The following is a 16,186-nucleotide window of genomic DNA, read 5'->3' as shown; positions in this document are numbered from 1 at the left end:
GCCGAAGCTTGCCAGGCACCGCCGTCATATGGTGTACCAGTAGCGTGTGAGATGTAGGAAGACCGGCGCGGCGAAGATGACGCTGTCCAGCCGATCCAGAATTCCGCCATGCCCGCGGATCATCCGACCCCAATCCTTGACGCCGCGATCGCGCTTGATCGCGGACAGGACAAGCCCGCCGAAGAACCCCGTCACGCAGATGACGAACGCCATCCCGGCCGCCACGGGGACACTGAACGGCGTAATCCACCACAGGGCCGCGCCCAGCAGCGTGGCGCTGGCGATACCGCCGATCAGCCCCTCCCACGTCTTGGACGGCGACAGCCGCGGCGAAACCGGATGGCGGCCGAACAGCTTGCCAAAGATATATTGCAGGACGTCCGATCCCTGCACGACGATGACCAGAAACGCGATGAGCAACAGGCCGTCGGACGACCGGCCCGATGCCAGTGGCAGGGTGACGAGCGCAGGAACGTGCGAGATGAAATAGATGCAGATCATCATGCCCCACTGGACGAACGACACGCGCTGCAGGAAGTTTTCCGTATCGCCCCGTAACGTCGCGGCAATCGCCAGGACCAGGAATCCGTAGACGGGCAGGAAGATCGAATACAGGCCGTACCATTCTTGCCAGACCAGCAGATACTGGACGGGCAAACCGACGAAAAAGAGCAGCAGCAGCGAGGAATGATCGCCGTGCCGGGTCGGGGTCAACGTCAGGAACTCGCGCAGCGCCCAGAAGGAGAGCAGCGCAAACAGGATCACCAGTCCGGTCAGCCCGAAGATGAAGGCGACGCCCATCGCTGCCACCATGATCCACCAGGCGTCGATCCGCTGATTGAGGTTGTCGATGGTCGGCGTGTTGCCGTGAATGAGCCCCAGCGTCCGGCCGATCGCGGTTGCGATCAGCAGGACCAGGCCGAGCCCCGCGAACAGCACGAGCGTAGGATGGTCCAGCAGCCATTGCCGGTCCGTCAGGTTCGTCATCATGGTCCCTCGCCGGGTTTCAATTGCAGCAGTGCCTGTCGCGCGCGGTCCAGAAACTGCTCGCGCGGCTCGTCCGGTGCGACCGAAATCGGTTGGCCGAAGATGACCGAACACAGCAGCGGCACCGGCAAAAGCTCCCCCTTCGGCATCACACGCGAGATGTTGTCGATCCACACCGGCACGAACTCGACCGTCGGGCAGGTCCGGGCCAGATGATGAATCCCGGATCGCAGCGGCAGCAGCGGCGTGTCTCCGGTGTTCCGCGTTCCTTCCGGGAAGATGATGAGGGAATTGCCCTGCGCCAAAGCATCGGCCATCGCCGCGATCGCGCTGCTGCCGCCTGCCTGCCGGTCGATCAGCAGCGCGTTGAAAACATGCGCGCCGATGAAGCGCCGGAGTCCTGGTACGTTCCAGTAATCCGCAGCGGCGACGGGGCGCGTCTGTCGTCGTGCGCGACCGGACAACACGGTCCAGATCAGCACGAAATCGCCGTGGCTCGTGTGATTTGCGAAATAGACACGCTGGTTGAGTGCGGGCGGGCAACCGCGCCAGTCGCCATAGACCCCGGTCGCGAGCCGGGCGAAGCCGGCGATCAGCCGCGCGGTCACGCGCGCGGCAAGGGTACGGATTACTGCCATGCGAGCCACCCCGTTGCAATCAACAGACCCAGTTGCGTCACGACCACCACCGCCAGCAGACGGACCAGTCGCATCAACCCCCTGACACGGTCCGGCATCGGACGACCGACTTTGCCGGCCTCCAGCAATCCGAGTTCGACCATCGCCCGGTCGAAGGCGTCCATGTCGCCGGCCTTCGCCAGGGCGTGGAACAGCACCGTATCGATCCGGAGGCGCAGACTGAGCCACAACCCTGCCAACACCAACGCCGCTTGCAGGATCGAGAGGACAAGCCAGCCGCCCGATGGTGCCTCCGTGCCCCGGACGGCGACGCACGCAAGACCGACCAGTCCGGTCGCCAACGAGGCATATTGCCACGGGACGCTGCCGGTCGCGGCTGCGTAAGCGATGGTGGGCTGCCACCGGGTCGTATCGGACATTTCAGCCACGACCACTTGCTACCTGTATCGCGGCCAACTGGCTTGGGCGGATCGCAAGTCTGGGCCTTTTGCGGCGCAATTGCGCAACGCTGTCCTGAACGTCGTCCGCCTTGCCGTTGATGACCATCCACGTAGCGATCGTCGCGGCACTGCGGCCATATCCGAGTGCACAGCACACCATGACGGGTTCGCCTGGCCGGACGTGGCCGATCGCATTGGCCGCGTTTTGCAGCACCTGCGGGTCGGGCGCGACGAGATCCAGGCACGGGAAACTCCGCCAATCCGTCTCCTCTACCCAGCGCGGTCGGGATATCTCCGCGGTCAGGTCGACGACGCGTCCGGCACGCTTCAGCTGCGCGCGGGCCGGAAAGCGGCTGAGCCAGAGGTCGGGAACGACCTCGACCGGATCGGGATCGCGCCATGTCCAGAGCCGCGAATTGATCCAGGCCCCCATAAGGTAAGGCGCCAGCAGGATGCGCGCCGCGGCCCCGATCCGGCCTTCGTTCGATTTGCCGAAAACAGCGGGACCGATGAGCAGGTAGGCGGCCGCCACCAGCATCAACGACACCGCCGGCCATAGGAACCAGAGCCAGCCGCCCCCCAATGTCGCAAGCAAGACCGACACCGCCGACCCGGCGGCGTAGCGCAGCCCCAGCCGCCGACGGTCCGGCTGCACCGTCAATTGCATGGACGCCAGCGGTGATCGTCCTTCGGCTGGAAGCGCCCAGACGATGAGGTAACCGAGCAACGCACCGGTCGGCAGATCGACAAAATGATGCTGCCAGGTGGTCATGGTCGACAGGACGACCATCAACGACCAGCCCAGAAACGGTGCTCGCAGCCAGCGTGGTAATCGCGGCAGGTAAAAAGACGCGAGGATCACGGTCAGCGCGACATGAAGCGAGGGCGCCTGATTGAATGGCATGTCGAAGCCGGCGAGTTGATCGAACAGCCGACCGGCGACGCCGAAAGTCGGCGGTTTCGGCCACAAGAATTTCAGCGGGAAGACGACAAAACACGCGACCGCGATCAGCTGGACGAACACCAGTCGCAGGCCGTGAACGCGCAGCTCATGTGCGCTACGGCAGAGGAACAACGATGCTGCGTAGAACAGGTTGGTCGTCCAGTAGGGGATGATCGTCCACGCCAGGAAGGGCACCGACCGCTCCCACCCGAAGACGATCGAGGGCACGTCGCTGCGCAACGACGCCAGCCAGTTGGCCAAGCCATAGCTGCCGTAGAACACCACCCCCAGCCCGATCAGCGCCGCGAAGGCACGCAGCGTTGGGGGTTTTTCACTGGCGGTGCCTGCCCCGCTCAACGCGGCGCGCCGCTCTCGCGAATGGCGAGCGACACCGTGAAGATGCCCCATTGATCGATCCGCTGCTCGATCTTGCGAAACCCTGCGGCTGCGACCAGTTGATCCATCTCCCCCTGGGTGCGACGACGCATGACCCAGGCTTGTCCCGCCCGGTGCGACGTCAGCGCGCGCGCGATCATTTCAAGCTGCGGGTGCCAGGGCTGACACGTATAGACCAGGTATCCGCCTTCCGGCACCGCACGGGCCAGCCCGCCGAGCGAACGGCCGACCAGCGCATTGTCGGCGAACAACTCGTACAGCCCGGACACGACGGCCAGTGTCGGCGCGGGGTTAATCGCCGCCAGCGCGGCCGCGTCGAATGCGTCGCCATGTTCGAACCGCGCGATCGCGGACAGGCCTTTTTCCGCGATGAGTGCGCGTCCTGCCGCCACGTTGATGTCGGAATAATCGCGAAGCAGGATCGTCTCGATTGAATCCGACGCGTCCGTCAGCGCCTCCAGAACATAGCGGCCATGGCCGGCGGCGATATCGACGATGTGCGCGGGTTGTCCGGCATCACGCAGGCGCGTCAGGCCCAGCCGGATCAACTCTTCGACGTGCAACTTGCGCTGGCGGATACCCTTCCAACCGATCGCATCCAGATAGGCCCGGTCCATCGTCTTGCCGATGCCGAGCTTTCCTTCGGCACGGTCGCGGTAGACATAGTCGAGCGTCGATCCGGAATCGAAGCCGGTCCCATGACCCAGAGCGATGCCGCGGGAGAACAGACCGCCCAGTCGCAGATTGGCTCGATAGAATGACCACCACGCCCCCTTGGCCGAGGTGATCGACAGTGGGGCGGAGAGCCGGTCGGATTCGATCTTCGTATAGCCCGCCCGGTCGGCCCCGGTCAGGTCGATCGCCGTCCGCGGCCGGGCGAAGTGGTCGACCAGAAAACGACGCATGTCGGCGATCACCGGCGCGCGGGCGGCCTCTCCCAATATGTCATGGAACAGGCCCGGATAGGTACGGCATTCCTTGTCCGGCGTTCCCAGCGCGTCGTGAAACGCGTGTTGCGGGCCGTCCCTGACGACATAGTCCGATCCGGCAATCAGCACCTGCGTCGGTATCGTGATGGCGGCCGCGTCGGCGACGATGCGCTCGCCGGCTTCGTAAAGCTGCAACAGGATATCGACCGAGATCGCTTTCGAAATCAGCGGGTCGGTGTCGTACGTCGCCTGCCGCTCCGGATCGTGCGTGAGGAGCTTCGCCTTGACGTAGGAATTGACGTCGAACGGCCCCCGCAGACGCCGCATCAGGGCAAGGCCCGGGCGCGCCAGTGGGACGTAGAGCTTTACGGAGAATGCCGGCGCGGCCAGGACGAGTGCACGGATCGGCGGGGCGTAATCATGCGCCCAGGTGGCGGCGATGACCGCACCCACGGATTGCGCGACGACGGCGATGTCTTTGCGCGCCACCGCATGATGGTCCGCGACGTGCAGCGAAAAGCTCTCCAGGTCTCGGACGGTGTGGCCCAGTGATGGCGAGTGGCCGCGCCGGCCCGGCGACCGCCCGTGCCCGCGCGCATCCCACGCAAAGAAATGATGGTCGGGCAGGTCCAGCTCATCGACGATATGGGCCATGCGTCCGCTATGCTCGTGACCGCGGTGCAGCAGCACGACGGCCCCCTTCGGATCGGCGCCGACCGCCGGCCAATGGCGATAGAACAGGTCGACGCCGTCATGGGTCGTGAACGACAGTTCCCGGCATTCACGTGTCATCGCACATCCTTATTGCTGGCGGCCTCAACGACGCCGTTTCGAACCCGGTTGATGACCGTCATGGCGAGCAGCACGGTCAGCGCCGGCATGATCCAGGCCGTCCATGGCGGCAACGCGCCGCCGATGCCGATCCACAGGCCTAGCGCCCCGAACAGCAGCGCCCGGTCACTCTTGCCGAATGGCCCGTCGTAACGGCGGCCGGCCCCGGCAAGCGGCCCCATCACACCGGCATATTCGCTCAACGCCCCAAGGAAGATAACCGCGAACACCCATGCCGGTGCGAATGGCGCGACGATGGCGAATGGCGCGACCAGCGCCGCATCGGCCACGACGTCGCCCAATTCGTTGAGGTAGGCGCCCAATGTGGATTTCTGGCCGAACTCGCGTGCCAGCATCCCGTCGACTGCGTTCAGACCCATCCTGACGAGGAACCAGATCGGCAATAGCGAGAATGCCTGTCGACTGTCCGACACGATGATGATGCCACCGACGATCACCGAAATGACGGCCGCTAGGATCGTGACCTGGTTCGCCGAAATCCCCGCGCGCGCCATCCCTGTCACCAACGGACGCAGGAGCGCCTGGAATCGCGGCTTCAACGTATAGAGTGTCGGCATCGGCCTCCTGACCAGTTCATGCGAATTCAGGAAGAAGGCGCATGCGGCACCTTCTGCAGAACCATCGGCGGGCGCGGTCACTCGACGCGCCAGCCCGGTCGCGCCTTATCCGTCGATGTCGTTCGCGTCCTCGATCGCGCTGTTATAATGTTCGACCATGTCGTTGAAGTCATCGGTGTCCCGGCTCTGCTTCATGTCGCGGTAATCCCCGACGACTGAAGTCAGCTGATCGCCCACCAGCCCGTAATCGACGTCCACTGGCTTGTCGGCCGTCGCTGCTGCCTTCGCCGTGGCCAGTTCGGCACGCTGCGTAGCGAGCGTCTGCTCGATCTGTGCAACCTGCGCATCCGCCTTGGCGATCACCGCGGCGTTGGTGATGTCGCCTTCGCCCTTGAACATTGAAACCAGTTGATCGGTCTGCTGCAGGGCCAGCTTGGTGTGGTAGCCGAGCATGTCGCCGCTCGCCTTTAGTGCCGCGAGCGCCGCGGTGCCCGCGACCTTCTGTTCGCGGTCCAGTATATTGCTAAACTGTTCCATCGCGGTCGTTGCCGCCTTGAACTCCGCCGTCATCGCCGGATCCTCCAGCTTGCCGCGCTTCAGGCCGTCTTCCTTGTACGCCTTGCTGTCATAATACACCTTCAGCCCCTCGAGACGGGTCATCGCCGTACCCAGCGCGCCGATCAGCCTGTCCGCCGCCTGGTCGACATCGGCGGGGCCGCCCGGCATCGCGCGCGCGGTCTTGAGCAGGGTCATGGCCTGCTCCAGCCAGCCGGTATTGACCGATATGCTGTCGGTCGGCGATTTGCGCGCAATCTCTTCCTTGGCATAAGCTTCGACCATGGCCGGCAGGCCGAACGTGTCGAGCAGCTTGTTATAGCCCGCGGTGTAGGCACTGAGCTTGGCTCCTGCCGCCGGGTCGCCCGCATCCGTGGTTGCGGCACCGCTTTGCGCGGCGGCCCCATTCTCGGCCTGATCGGCGCCCTTGCCACAGCCGGTCAGCATCAGTGCGATCGCCGCCCCCGCAATCGTCATCCCGTGCCTGTTCACGCTTCAGTCCCCCTGGTCGTTGCGACCGACCGAATTTGTAAGGGCATATCAAAAGCGTGCAAGGGGTTGCGGTCCGAGCCGGAGAACAATGGCTGGCGCACGGGTAACGCGCGTCATCACAGCAATATTGCACTGTCCTTGGCCTGTACCGAGTCTGCTGGCGACCCTGGGTGATCGTCATGCCTGTTGCTGATCCTGACGCTTCGCCAGATCGGCGGGAATGGAATACCGCCCTGATATTCTGCCGTTCTCCAGCGACCACCCCGATAGATTTGTAACGATACCCAGAACGGTTCCGTCCGATGGAATGCCGTACGGATCACCAGCCGGCCGTTCCCCTCGACCAACGCATTCAGTCCGGCATGAAGGTCGCTCGGCAGGCCGACTTCGTTGCTCGGCAGATCTCGGTTATCCAGCACCCAACCCTCACCCCAGACGTGAATGGTGCCTTTTTCTAGCCCAAGATTGATGGCGAACGAAAGCCTGGGTTGGATGGGATAGACGCAGGCAATCTCCAGTCCCGGTTCCTCGCGCCACAGTATCTCCATGCCGTGCTGCGTGGCAAAGCTCGCGAAGCCCGCCCGTACCGCCGGCTGGTAGGTGTCCCACGTCGCCCGTTTGTGATTGCCGGTAGGCGTCGGTGGCGTAGCGGACGGTATCGCCGAAGGCACGGGCCGCGCCAATATCTCCGCCCTGCGCTGCGCCGCCCCGGCGTTGGAAATGAGCCCACGCTCCTGCTGTTCCTCGATGCCATGGATCTCATCGACGATCGACCGGACCGGAGCCGCGGCTCTGTTCGGCATCCGGGGTTGCGCGGCGGCCCGAGCGGGCGCTGGCACCGGCTGCGCCAGTATCTGCGCCTTGCCCAACGCGAATTCGGCGTCGGAGATGACACCGCGGTCGCGCAAATCCGCGATGCCGCCGATCTCATCGGCCAGCGACTGGACGGGTGTGGCAACCGTCGCAACCTTCCGGGACGGCAGGCAGATGATGACGGCCAGGGCGATGGGCCCGCCAACCACGCTCAGGATCGTCCACAGGATCACCGAACGATCTTTCATCGTCGCGATTGTCCCACTCAGGATCGCACTGACGAACATCGACAGGAAAAGGTCGTTCACGCCCGGGCTTCCTTCAGTGCCACCGCCCGCGATGACAACGGCACAGAAGGCGGCAGCAACGATAGGACATGCGCCGCCAGTGGCACCGCGCCCAGATTGGCGGCGAAGGTGAGAAGGTCTCCGGTAAAGGTGATGTCGAGATTGACCGTACCTGTCGCCTGCCGAACATCGACAATCTCGATCTCCTCGAAGCGTCGCACCGTCTGCCGTATCACGCGAAAACGAATGCCTTCCGGTTCGATGACCAGCAGCGGCTTGGCGTTGTTCGACGCAATCCCATACCACCACGGCAGGCCGCGAACGCCGGTGAACGTCGCCAGCACTGGAATGGTGGCCGCGCCTGCACCGTCGACTGTGATATTCGCAACGCTGGCGCGCGCGTAAGCCCGGGCCATCAACCGCCGCGAAAGCCATGCCATTCCCATGATGGATCCGTAGACCGCGACTGCAAATGCCGCCATTTGCAGGATGACGACGGCAATGAACCAAAAAGTCGCCGCTATCGTTGAGGGGGTCTTGTCGGCAGAAGCGCCCTCGATTGGCGCCGCCTGCCAGCATGGGCCGACATATCGGCTGGTTGCCACTGAATAGCGCGGCGGTTGCGCCGAAGCGCCAGCGCCTTCGAACCGGATCCACATGGACGTTTCATACTGGGCATTCATATCGCCCGAGACCGCACGCCTTATGGTCAGCCCTCCCATGCACCGGATTTCCGAGGCGGACCCAGTCGTCGTGCGACGAACCGGACCGCCCGAACAATTCGGGACTTTCATCGCAAGAACGGTCAGCGCCGCATCGGCTGCATTGCACGACAACACCGGTGCACCGGTTGGTCTGCCGTCGACAGCGATTTGCGCCTCCCACAAACCAGCACGTTGAGCATGAACGATAGCGGGCGTACCGGCGAACAAGCCGATCGTTAGCCGACAGGATAACAATCTACGAGCGGCTCGTTTCATTCGTTCCTGCTGATCCACCGTGACATGACAGCTTTGCAATCGTCCGTTCGAACCGCAACGAATTAGGGCTACGACTGATGACATAACTGTTAGGCACCAAGCGGTCGATCGGGGTTTAGCCATTTCAAGCGCTTTCTGATCGGATGCTGCGCTGGTGGACGTTGAGGCCGCGGTGATCACATCCGCGGTCGCTTGAGCGCAAGGCCGATCATTCCAAGCGTGTTGAGACACTGAAGCTGGTCTAAACCTCTTAAGGCGTTCGCTTTGTTTTTAACCTGTCATCGATATAATATTCGCGAGACGCAGTAACCGGACTTGCAACAAGCCGAACGGCGTACGCTGAGAGTAAAAGGGGCGATTATGCGCAAACACAAACTGTTTCAAAGGGCAACTTCGCAGGCGATTGCCGGTGTCCTTATTGTTGGGGTGGCAATCGTCTCAACAGGATCACCCGTATACTCGCAGGGATTTAGCGATCTGCTGGGCTCAGCCAAGAAGATAGCACACGCCGCAACCATCACGGACGACCAGGTTGTCGGCTATTTTTCGCAAATGTCCGATGAGATGGACCGTCAGAATCCGATCGCGCCCGCCAAGAATCCATATGCCGTCCGTCTGACTAAACTCACCACGGGCCTGGCCAGCTACGACGGGCTTAAGCTCGATATCAAACCTTATCTCGTCAAGGACGTGAATGCCTTTGCGATGGGTGATGGAACGGTACGGGTCTATTCCGGACTAATGGACAAATTCAGCGACGATGAAGTCCGCTGCGTGATCGGCCACGAAATCGGACATGTTAAACTTGAACATGGGCAGAATCGTCTAAAACGGGCGCTACGACAGGATGCGGCGTTAAGTGTGGCAGGCACAGCCAGTAGCGGTGTGCGCAGGATCGCGAGTTCCGAGCTTGGTGGACTGATCCAGAATGTTATCAGCGCCCAATATTCCCAGGGCGCTGAGACCGCGTCCGACGACTATGCGCTGACGTTCATGACGGCCAAGGGATACCCGCAACAGGCATGCCCGGCCGCGATGGACAAGCTGGCGGCACTGGGTAGTGGCGGCGGTATCGGGCTGCTGAAAACCCATCCCGATCCAGCCCAGCGGGCCAAGCGAATGCGTGCGAAGATCAGGTAGTACGCGTTTAAGCCTGTTCGAACGCTGTGGACAGGACACCATCGCAGCGCTGGTCCGGTGATCTAACGTGAAGCCCACAAGTTGGGCTGACTAGATCTCCCGCCGGTGACCCTAAAAGGGGGCCACCGGCGGGAGACCACGCAAATGCCGGGAGGCTCGCGGTGCCGCCGCGGAGTCAATGGTCAAGCGCCTGTTCGAGGCAACCAGTGCAACTGCTGGCGATGATATCGCAATCCGGATGAGCGTGGGCGTGGCGATATCGAACGCGGATCGGGACGGCGATGACCTGCACGACCGCGCTGATCTTGCTCTGTGCTAGGCAAAATCTGAAGGTCGGAACACCGGGCGTATCTGTGCTGATGTTCTATAGAAACAGGCATGTGGCAGGTACCCACCACGCCAATCCTGCTCTGTAGCCAAGTCGGTGGGGCATGCGCGGGGTTCAATCACTTGTATGTGATAAACAACTAAATCACCTAATGGGAAATAATATACTAATATCGCAACATTATTTTTAGTTTTGGCGACGCTCGGAATATTGACGGATGCGCTTGCGCCATGCCTGATAGCTGCCCGGTTTCAAATTCGCTCGCATGATTGCCTTTACCGCATCGGCGTTTATCCCGTGAACAGTCTCGATAGCGGAAAAACTGGTCGCATCGCTTAAGGCCATTTCAACGATTTCGCTGATCGTCGCTGCGTCTGGAGAAGTTTTTTCCATCGGATGTCCAGTAGAGCTAACGTTTGCGGCGCGATAGTAGAACGGCCGCTTAGCGGCAGCCATTTAATCAAAACGGGGCTAGCTATGTCGCTGATCCGACGTCCTCCACCTTAACAATGGTGGGAATGGTGGACCCGCCGTGATCTTCGCCTTCCGTGTATAGCGCTGCGCCACAGGCGGCTTCCTCGCTGGCATGGCGGCCCTCATAAACATTCTCTACCCGCTGACCGTTCGGGAACAGGTTGCTTACAGTGACTTTCCAAAGTTTGTTGGCTCTCAGGGCATCTGGCACACCGGGAACGCCGTCACCGGCCGTTAAAGGAGGCGCTGGGTGGCTGGTTGTGCTTTCCCTCTCCTCTTTGTAAGCATCAAAATAGACGCCGAGATTATCGTATCCCCGCTTCAGTTCCTCATCGGCGGTCTCATAGTCGAAGCTTGGTAGCCTCAGGCCAAGTTCACCCAGTGCGTCGAGGAACTGGCTATAGTTGAGCCCGGTTTGCTCCCGCGCTTGGCGGGATGAGCATTCCCCGCGTGCGAACGCCTGAAGGTGGGCTTCCATGCTGGCGTTCATGCTCTTCCTCCTTCGTCAGGCTGTGCATCAAACGACGGTTTGTTGAACACTCTTTCGGATCTATTGTCGCAAAAGTCAGCACTTTTGCGACGGCGGTATGTCTGATTGTGGTGGAAAGCGGTCATTGACCGGCGCCATGTGGCGAGCGACGATCTAACCATGCAAGCTAGATCAGGCCGCCGCAAACCCCCGCTTCGCATCGCCTACTTGAGAGCCATAGCTTCCGTGTATCTCATCCTGATCTCCGCCGACTGGGTGCGCTATGCGGTCACCGATGAGTGGGTTGCATGGCCTTGGGTCGTGGTGGCAGCAGTCCTGCGGCCAATCATCCTGACGGCGATCACCTAACGTCCGGAATTGGGCGTTAGCGGTCATTCCCCCCAGATCGCTGTGTCGAACTTCCGGGTTCGAACCGTGAAATCAACCGAGTTCAGCCGCGGCCGGCAAATCTTCTACGCTGTTGATGGACGCGGTCGCGCGCCTGATTGACTTCCTGGATCTCGGTTGTCTCAAGCAACGTCTCGAGCACGCGTTCAAGATGGAGACGCATCGCCGCGCGCGCCTGTACGGGATCGCTGCGTCTTAGCGCATCAACTATTGCCACATGTTCTTCGACCCTTGGTTTGATTCCAGCCAAGTGGGCTTTGGTCGTCAACATTCGGCTCTGCGGCGAGCGGAAACGAATATCCCATAGCAAGTCAACGACCGCCGACATCGCACTATTTCCGCTCGCCTCGGCAATTACCATATGGAACTGACGGTCGGCCTGCTCGGAGCGCGGGATGTCATTTTCTAGGTTGTCGCCCTGCATTTCATCGACGAGCGCATCGAGTTGCTGCAATTGACCGATGTCTATTTGTGTCGCCGCCAAGGCGCATGCCTCGCCTTCGATCGCGCGACGCGCTTCGAGAAGTTCGAACGGGCCGATGTCTGTCTCGCCGGCAATGCCCGTGCGCGGCTGCTTGGCGATCACATAGACGCCCGAACCCTGACGCACCGAGACAACGCCGTCGACCTCGAGCGCGATGATCGCCTCCCGGATGGTTGGGCGCGAGACGTTGTAGATCTGTGCCAGTTCGCGTTCGGGCGGAAGGCGCGCGCCGATCCCATATTCCCCGCACGAAATCCGCTCCTGCAGGTTGGCCGACACGCGGGCATAGGTTCGGATGCTGGGCGAGGTCGAAATCATACCCAAACCTATCGTGTCGCCGCTACCACCACAAGCCGCCGCCCGCCAAACAATGCTTGCATTGGCCTGATGTTTGTCACATTTTGGTCAGGACAATTACAAAGTGGGATGAGCGATGCGGACCAAGATAGCGCTGTTGCTGGCAACCTGTGGCCTGGGGTACTCGGGAATAGCCATCGCGCAGGCGGTACCGAATACGGCCGCTGGCGAACCACGGGCGGCGCCCACGACCGTCGCCCAGACAACGCCGACGGACCCCGACTCGACCGACATCGTCGTCACCGCACAGAAGCGGGAACAGAATATACAGGATGTGCCGCTGTCGGTTCAGGTCGTGGGCGAACAGCAGCTGCGCGCCAACAATGTGGTCGATTTCAACGACCTCAACCGCGTCGCGCCGTCGCTTATCATCCGCCCCGCCGAAACGCCGGCCAACGCCAACATCTCGATCCGCGGCATCGGCACGCTGGCGTTCAGCCCCGGCGTCGAACCGAGCGTCGCGATCGTCCTCGACGACGTGCCGCTGGCGTTCCAAGCGCGCGCCTTCACCGACCTCAACGATCTCGAGCGCATCGAAGTGCTGCGCGGCCCGCAAACCACGCTCTACGGCAAATCCGCGTCGGCCGGCCTGATCAATATCGTGACGAAAGGCCCGACCACCACGTTCACCGCGACGGCTCGCACGATGCTCACCACCGATAACGAACAGCAGGTCGGCCTGACGCTTTCCGGGCCGATCACCTCAAACCTCGGCTTCCGAACGAACGTCAGTTTCGACGACTTCGCCGGCAATTCGAACAATCTGGCGACCGGGGACAAGGTCAACGGTCGCCGCTATTTCTCGGCGCGCCAGAAATTTCGCTGGCGGCCGACCAGCGCGCTGCAGATCGATCTCGGCATCGATTATCAGGACGGTCGCAGCACCAGCGCACGGCCGTTCATCCAGCTCGCGCCCAACGCGATCCTCCGCGGCAACCGCGTCTATACACCCGCGGTGTTCGCGCCCGGCATCGTCGTCGGCCCGCAGAACAGCGACGTCTATACCAACTTCCCGTCGGGCAATACGTATAATGATTTCGCGCAGTCGCTGCGCGTATCGTACGACACCGGCGGCCCGACGCTCATGTCGATCACCGCGCATGACAAGTATAATTCGCACGACCGGCTCGACAATGACGACTCGGCGATCCCGAACTACGACAATCGCCAGATCGGCGATTTCGGCACCGAACAGTTCAGCCAGGAACTGCGCCTGATCTCGCCGGGTACCGACCGGTTGCGCTATACGCTGGGCCTGTTCTTCAACTCGACCAACTTCGATCGCACCTTCACCCGCGGGCCGCTTTTCTCGGTCGCGCGCTGGGCGGCGTCGAACGGCAGCGAGCAGATTTCGGGCTTCGGCCAGCTCGAATATGACATCCTGCCCACAACCACGCTGATCGCGGGCAGCCGCTACAGCCGCGAGAAGATCGACTATGTCTATAACGATCTGGTCGCCAACCGGAGCTTCAGTGGGGATTCGGTCGATTATTTCGGGACCTACAAGCTGGGCATCCAGCAGAAGCTGGCGCCCGACATCACCGCGTTCCTGACCTATGCGACCGGCCACAAGGGCCAGGCCTATGACATCTCGACGGGTTTCAACCAGCTGCGCGCCGATGGCGGCCCGGTGAAGCCGGAAACGTCGACCGACTGGGAGCTGGGGGTCCGTTCGCAATTCTTCGAACGGCGCGCCACCTTCAACGTCACCCTGTTCGATTCCAAGTTCCGGAATTTCCAGGCGCAGGCGGTGGACATCCTGCCCGACGGCACGCAGAATTTCCGCCTTACCAATGTCGGCCGGGTCCGCACCCGCGGTATCGAGGTCGAAACCGCCTTCCGTCCGGTCAACAACCTGTCGATCGGCGCGTCGGGCACCTATCTGGACGCGGTCTATTCCTCGTTCGTCGGCGCACCCTGCTACGCGTTGCAGACCGCGGCACAGGGCTGCGTCGGCACGCCGCCCCGGCAGGACCTGAGCGGCACGCGCGCCGCACAGGCGCCGAAGTGGAAACTGACCGCCAACTACGAATATTGGCACAGCCTGGGCGGATCCGATCTGGAGGCCGTCACGTCCGGCGCTGCGACCTATCAGAGCAGCCAATATTCGCGCGATCCGCTGACCCGGGTGCCGGGCTATACGATGGTCAACATGCAGCTCGGCCTTCGCAATCATGACCGCACATGGGCGGTGACCGGTTTCGTCAACAACCTGTTCGATAAGCAGTATCGCTATCTCTACAACAACGTCTCCGGCTCCTATGGCGCGACCGCGCTCCAGGGGTATCTGCCGCGCGACTTCCGGCGCTATGGCGGGGTCCGGCTGTCCTATACCTATTGATCGACAGTCAAGGCGCAACAGGTCAGGCCAATGTTGCGCCCGACATCCGTGAGGTGACCGTGAGGATGGTGAGTATGTCGCAACGACCATGTTCGGTCTGTCGGAGATATCACGGCGTGCGGGGATGCTGATGACCCAGACCATGCGCTGGTTCGGCCCCGCCGATCCGGTGCAGCTCGCCGAAATCCGCCAATCCGGCGCGACCGGCATCGTCACCGCGTTGCACGACGTGCCGAACGGCGCGGTGTGGAGCCGCGACGCGATCGCCGCGCGAAAGGCGATGATCGTGGCGGCGGGGCTGGACTGGACCGTCGTCGAAAGCCTGCCCGTGCATGAAGGGATCAAGACCGGCGGTGCGGACTGCGCGGCGCTGATCGATGCGTATCGCGAAAGCCTGCGCAACCTCGCGGCGCACGGCATCACCGTCGTCACCTATAATTTCATGCCCCTGCTCGACTGGACGCGCACCGATCTCGACTGGCGGCTGGCGGATGATGCGCGCGCGCTGCGTTTCGAATGGGCTGCGGTCGCGGTCTACGATCTGCACATCCTGAAACGTCCGAACGCCGACCGCGACTATGCCCCCGACGTGCGCAAGCGGGCGGCCGCACGCTTCGCCACGATGTCGCCGGACCAGCGCCACGCGCTCGAACGCACGATCATCGCGGGGCTGCCCGGTAGCGAGGGAAGCTTCAGCTCCGCCGCATTGGCCGCCGCCATCGCAAGCTATGCCGATATCGATGCGGACCGGCTGCGCGCCCACCACGTCGCATTCCTCCGGGCCGTCTGCCCGGTCGCCGACGAACTCGGCATCCGGCTCGTCGTCCATCCCGACGACCCGCCCTTCGCGATCTTCGGCCTGCCCCGCGTGGTGAGCACCGAGGCCGATCTGGCGGCGCTGTTCGCCCATGTGCCCAACCGCTCGAACGGCCTGTGCTTCTGCGCCGGGTCGCTGGGCGTGCGCGCGGACAATGACCTGCCCGGCATCGTCGAACGGCTGGGCGATCGGATCGGCTTCCTCCATCTCCGCTCGGTCCAACGCGAGGGTTACCGGACATTCCACGAGGCCGCGCATCTCGAAGGGGATGCCGGCATGGCGGCGATCGTCGCAGCGGTCCACGACCTGTCGCTGCGCGAAAAGCGCAGCATCCCGATGCGGCCCGACCACGGCCACCGCATCCTGGACGACATGATCCGCGCCGGAAACCCGGGTTATCCGCTTCTCGGGCGGATGCGCGGGCTCGCCGAACTGCGCGGGCTCGAACGCGGTATCGCGCACGCGCGCGGTGCAGTACCTCATAATATCGAAGGATGAA

16 protein-coding genes are annotated in these 16,186 nt (G+C 62.5%); 4 read left to right on the top strand and 12 right to left on the bottom strand.

Translation table 11 applies throughout. From position 1 onward, the window contains the following. Positions 1-24: 24 nt before the first annotated feature. The 9 genes from BKY59_RS15520 to BKY59_RS15480 form a co-directional block, all read right to left on the bottom strand. A complete protein-coding gene (locus BKY59_RS15520; RefSeq protein WP_206362091.1) occupies positions 25-990 on the bottom strand; it encodes a phosphatidate cytidylyltransferase in 966 nt (321 codons plus the stop codon). Beyond that, positions 987-1,625 carry a lysophospholipid acyltransferase family protein gene (locus BKY59_RS15515; protein ID WP_076073059.1) on the bottom strand — a complete coding sequence of 213 codons (639 nt, stop codon included), beginning with the start codon at positions 1,623-1,625 and terminating at the stop codon, positions 987-989. The genes BKY59_RS15520 and BKY59_RS15515 overlap by 4 nt, the downstream gene beginning before the upstream one ends. Continuing rightward, entirely contained in the window at positions 1,616-2,044 is a 429-nt protein-coding gene (locus BKY59_RS17140; RefSeq protein ID WP_083672191.1) for a hypothetical protein, read from the bottom strand. Before BKY59_RS17140 ends, BKY59_RS15515 begins: the two co-directional genes overlap by 10 nt. Before the next feature lies 1 nt (position 2,045). Continuing rightward, complete coding sequence (locus BKY59_RS15505; protein ID WP_076073058.1) at positions 2,046-3,365, bottom strand: phosphatase PAP2/dual specificity phosphatase family protein; 1,320 nt, start codon at positions 3,363-3,365, stop codon at positions 2,046-2,048. Beyond that, positions 3,362-5,125 carry a bifunctional alpha/beta hydrolase/class I SAM-dependent methyltransferase gene (locus BKY59_RS15500; RefSeq protein WP_076073057.1) on the bottom strand — a complete coding sequence of 588 codons (1,764 nt, stop codon included), beginning with the start codon at positions 5,123-5,125 and terminating at the stop codon, positions 3,362-3,364. Before BKY59_RS15500 ends, BKY59_RS15505 begins: the two co-directional genes overlap by 4 nt. Further along, on the bottom strand, positions 5,122-5,742 hold the full coding sequence (locus tag BKY59_RS15495; RefSeq protein ID WP_076073056.1) for a CDP-alcohol phosphatidyltransferase family protein: 621 nt from the start codon (positions 5,740-5,742) through the stop codon (positions 5,122-5,124). The genes BKY59_RS15500 and BKY59_RS15495 overlap by 4 nt, the downstream gene beginning before the upstream one ends. A 105-nt stretch (positions 5,743-5,847) precedes the next feature. Beyond that, positions 5,848-6,789: a DUF3829 domain-containing protein gene (locus BKY59_RS15490; protein WP_129586427.1), complete on the bottom strand. Its 942-nt coding sequence runs from the start codon at positions 6,787-6,789 to the stop codon at positions 5,848-5,850. 116 nt (positions 6,790-6,905) lie between these two features. Continuing rightward, a complete protein-coding gene (locus BKY59_RS17930) occupies positions 6,906-7,910 on the bottom strand; it encodes an SHOCT domain-containing protein (protein ID WP_076073054.1) in 1,005 nt (334 codons plus the stop codon). Beyond that, on the bottom strand, positions 7,907-8,821 hold the full coding sequence (locus tag BKY59_RS15480) for a hypothetical protein (RefSeq protein WP_129586426.1): 915 nt from the start codon (positions 8,819-8,821) through the stop codon (positions 7,907-7,909). The genes BKY59_RS17930 and BKY59_RS15480 overlap by 4 nt, the downstream gene beginning before the upstream one ends. Before the next feature lie 408 nt (positions 8,822-9,229). Between BKY59_RS15480 and BKY59_RS15475 the strand changes: the two genes are divergently transcribed. Beyond that, entirely contained in the window at positions 9,230-10,009 is a 780-nt protein-coding gene (locus BKY59_RS15475; RefSeq protein ID WP_083672190.1) for a M48 family metalloprotease, read from the top strand. A gap of 514 nt (positions 10,010-10,523) precedes the next feature. Here the strand turns inward: BKY59_RS15475 and BKY59_RS15470 are convergent. Continuing rightward, positions 10,524-10,793: a DUF2805 domain-containing protein gene (locus BKY59_RS15470; protein ID WP_240500143.1), complete on the bottom strand. Its 270-nt coding sequence runs from the start codon at positions 10,791-10,793 to the stop codon at positions 10,524-10,526. A 19-nt stretch (positions 10,794-10,812) separates the two neighbouring features. Continuing rightward, a complete protein-coding gene (locus BKY59_RS17505; RefSeq protein WP_129586425.1) occupies positions 10,813-11,301 on the bottom strand; it encodes a hypothetical protein in 489 nt (162 codons plus the stop codon). 225 nt (positions 11,302-11,526) lie between these two features. Here BKY59_RS17505 and BKY59_RS18260 point away from each other — a divergent pair, with 225 nt between their 5' ends. Next, the gene (locus BKY59_RS18260; RefSeq protein WP_276205531.1) at positions 11,527-11,649 is read left to right on the top strand and encodes a hypothetical protein; all 123 of its coding nucleotides are present in this window, start codon (positions 11,527-11,529) and stop codon (positions 11,647-11,649) included. 82 nt (positions 11,650-11,731) lie between these two features. On the opposite strand, the gene BKY59_RS15465 is transcribed toward BKY59_RS18260, so the two are convergent. Next, positions 11,732-12,490, bottom strand: coding sequence for a FadR/GntR family transcriptional regulator (locus tag BKY59_RS15465; RefSeq protein WP_076073051.1), 759 nt, complete (start codon positions 12,488-12,490; stop codon positions 11,732-11,734). A gap of 115 nt (positions 12,491-12,605) precedes the next feature. Here BKY59_RS15465 and BKY59_RS15460 point away from each other — a divergent pair, with 115 nt between their 5' ends. Further along, positions 12,606-14,870, top strand: coding sequence for a TonB-dependent receptor (locus BKY59_RS15460; RefSeq protein WP_076073050.1), 2,265 nt, complete (start codon positions 12,606-12,608; stop codon positions 14,868-14,870). A 130-nt stretch (positions 14,871-15,000) separates the two neighbouring features. Then, positions 15,001-16,185: a mannonate dehydratase gene (gene uxuA / locus BKY59_RS15455; RefSeq protein ID WP_240500142.1), complete on the top strand. Its 1,185-nt coding sequence runs from the start codon at positions 15,001-15,003 to the stop codon at positions 16,183-16,185. Position 16,186: the final 1 nt, after the last annotated feature.

The sequence above is a fragment of the Sphingomonas montana genome (genome assembly GCF_001956315.1).
GTDB classification, from domain to species: domain Bacteria; phylum Pseudomonadota; class Alphaproteobacteria; order Sphingomonadales; family Sphingomonadaceae; genus Sphingomonas_R; species Sphingomonas_R montana.
The sequence above is the reverse complement of the archived record's forward strand: the minus strand, read 5'-3'. Positions and strand labels throughout refer to the sequence as shown.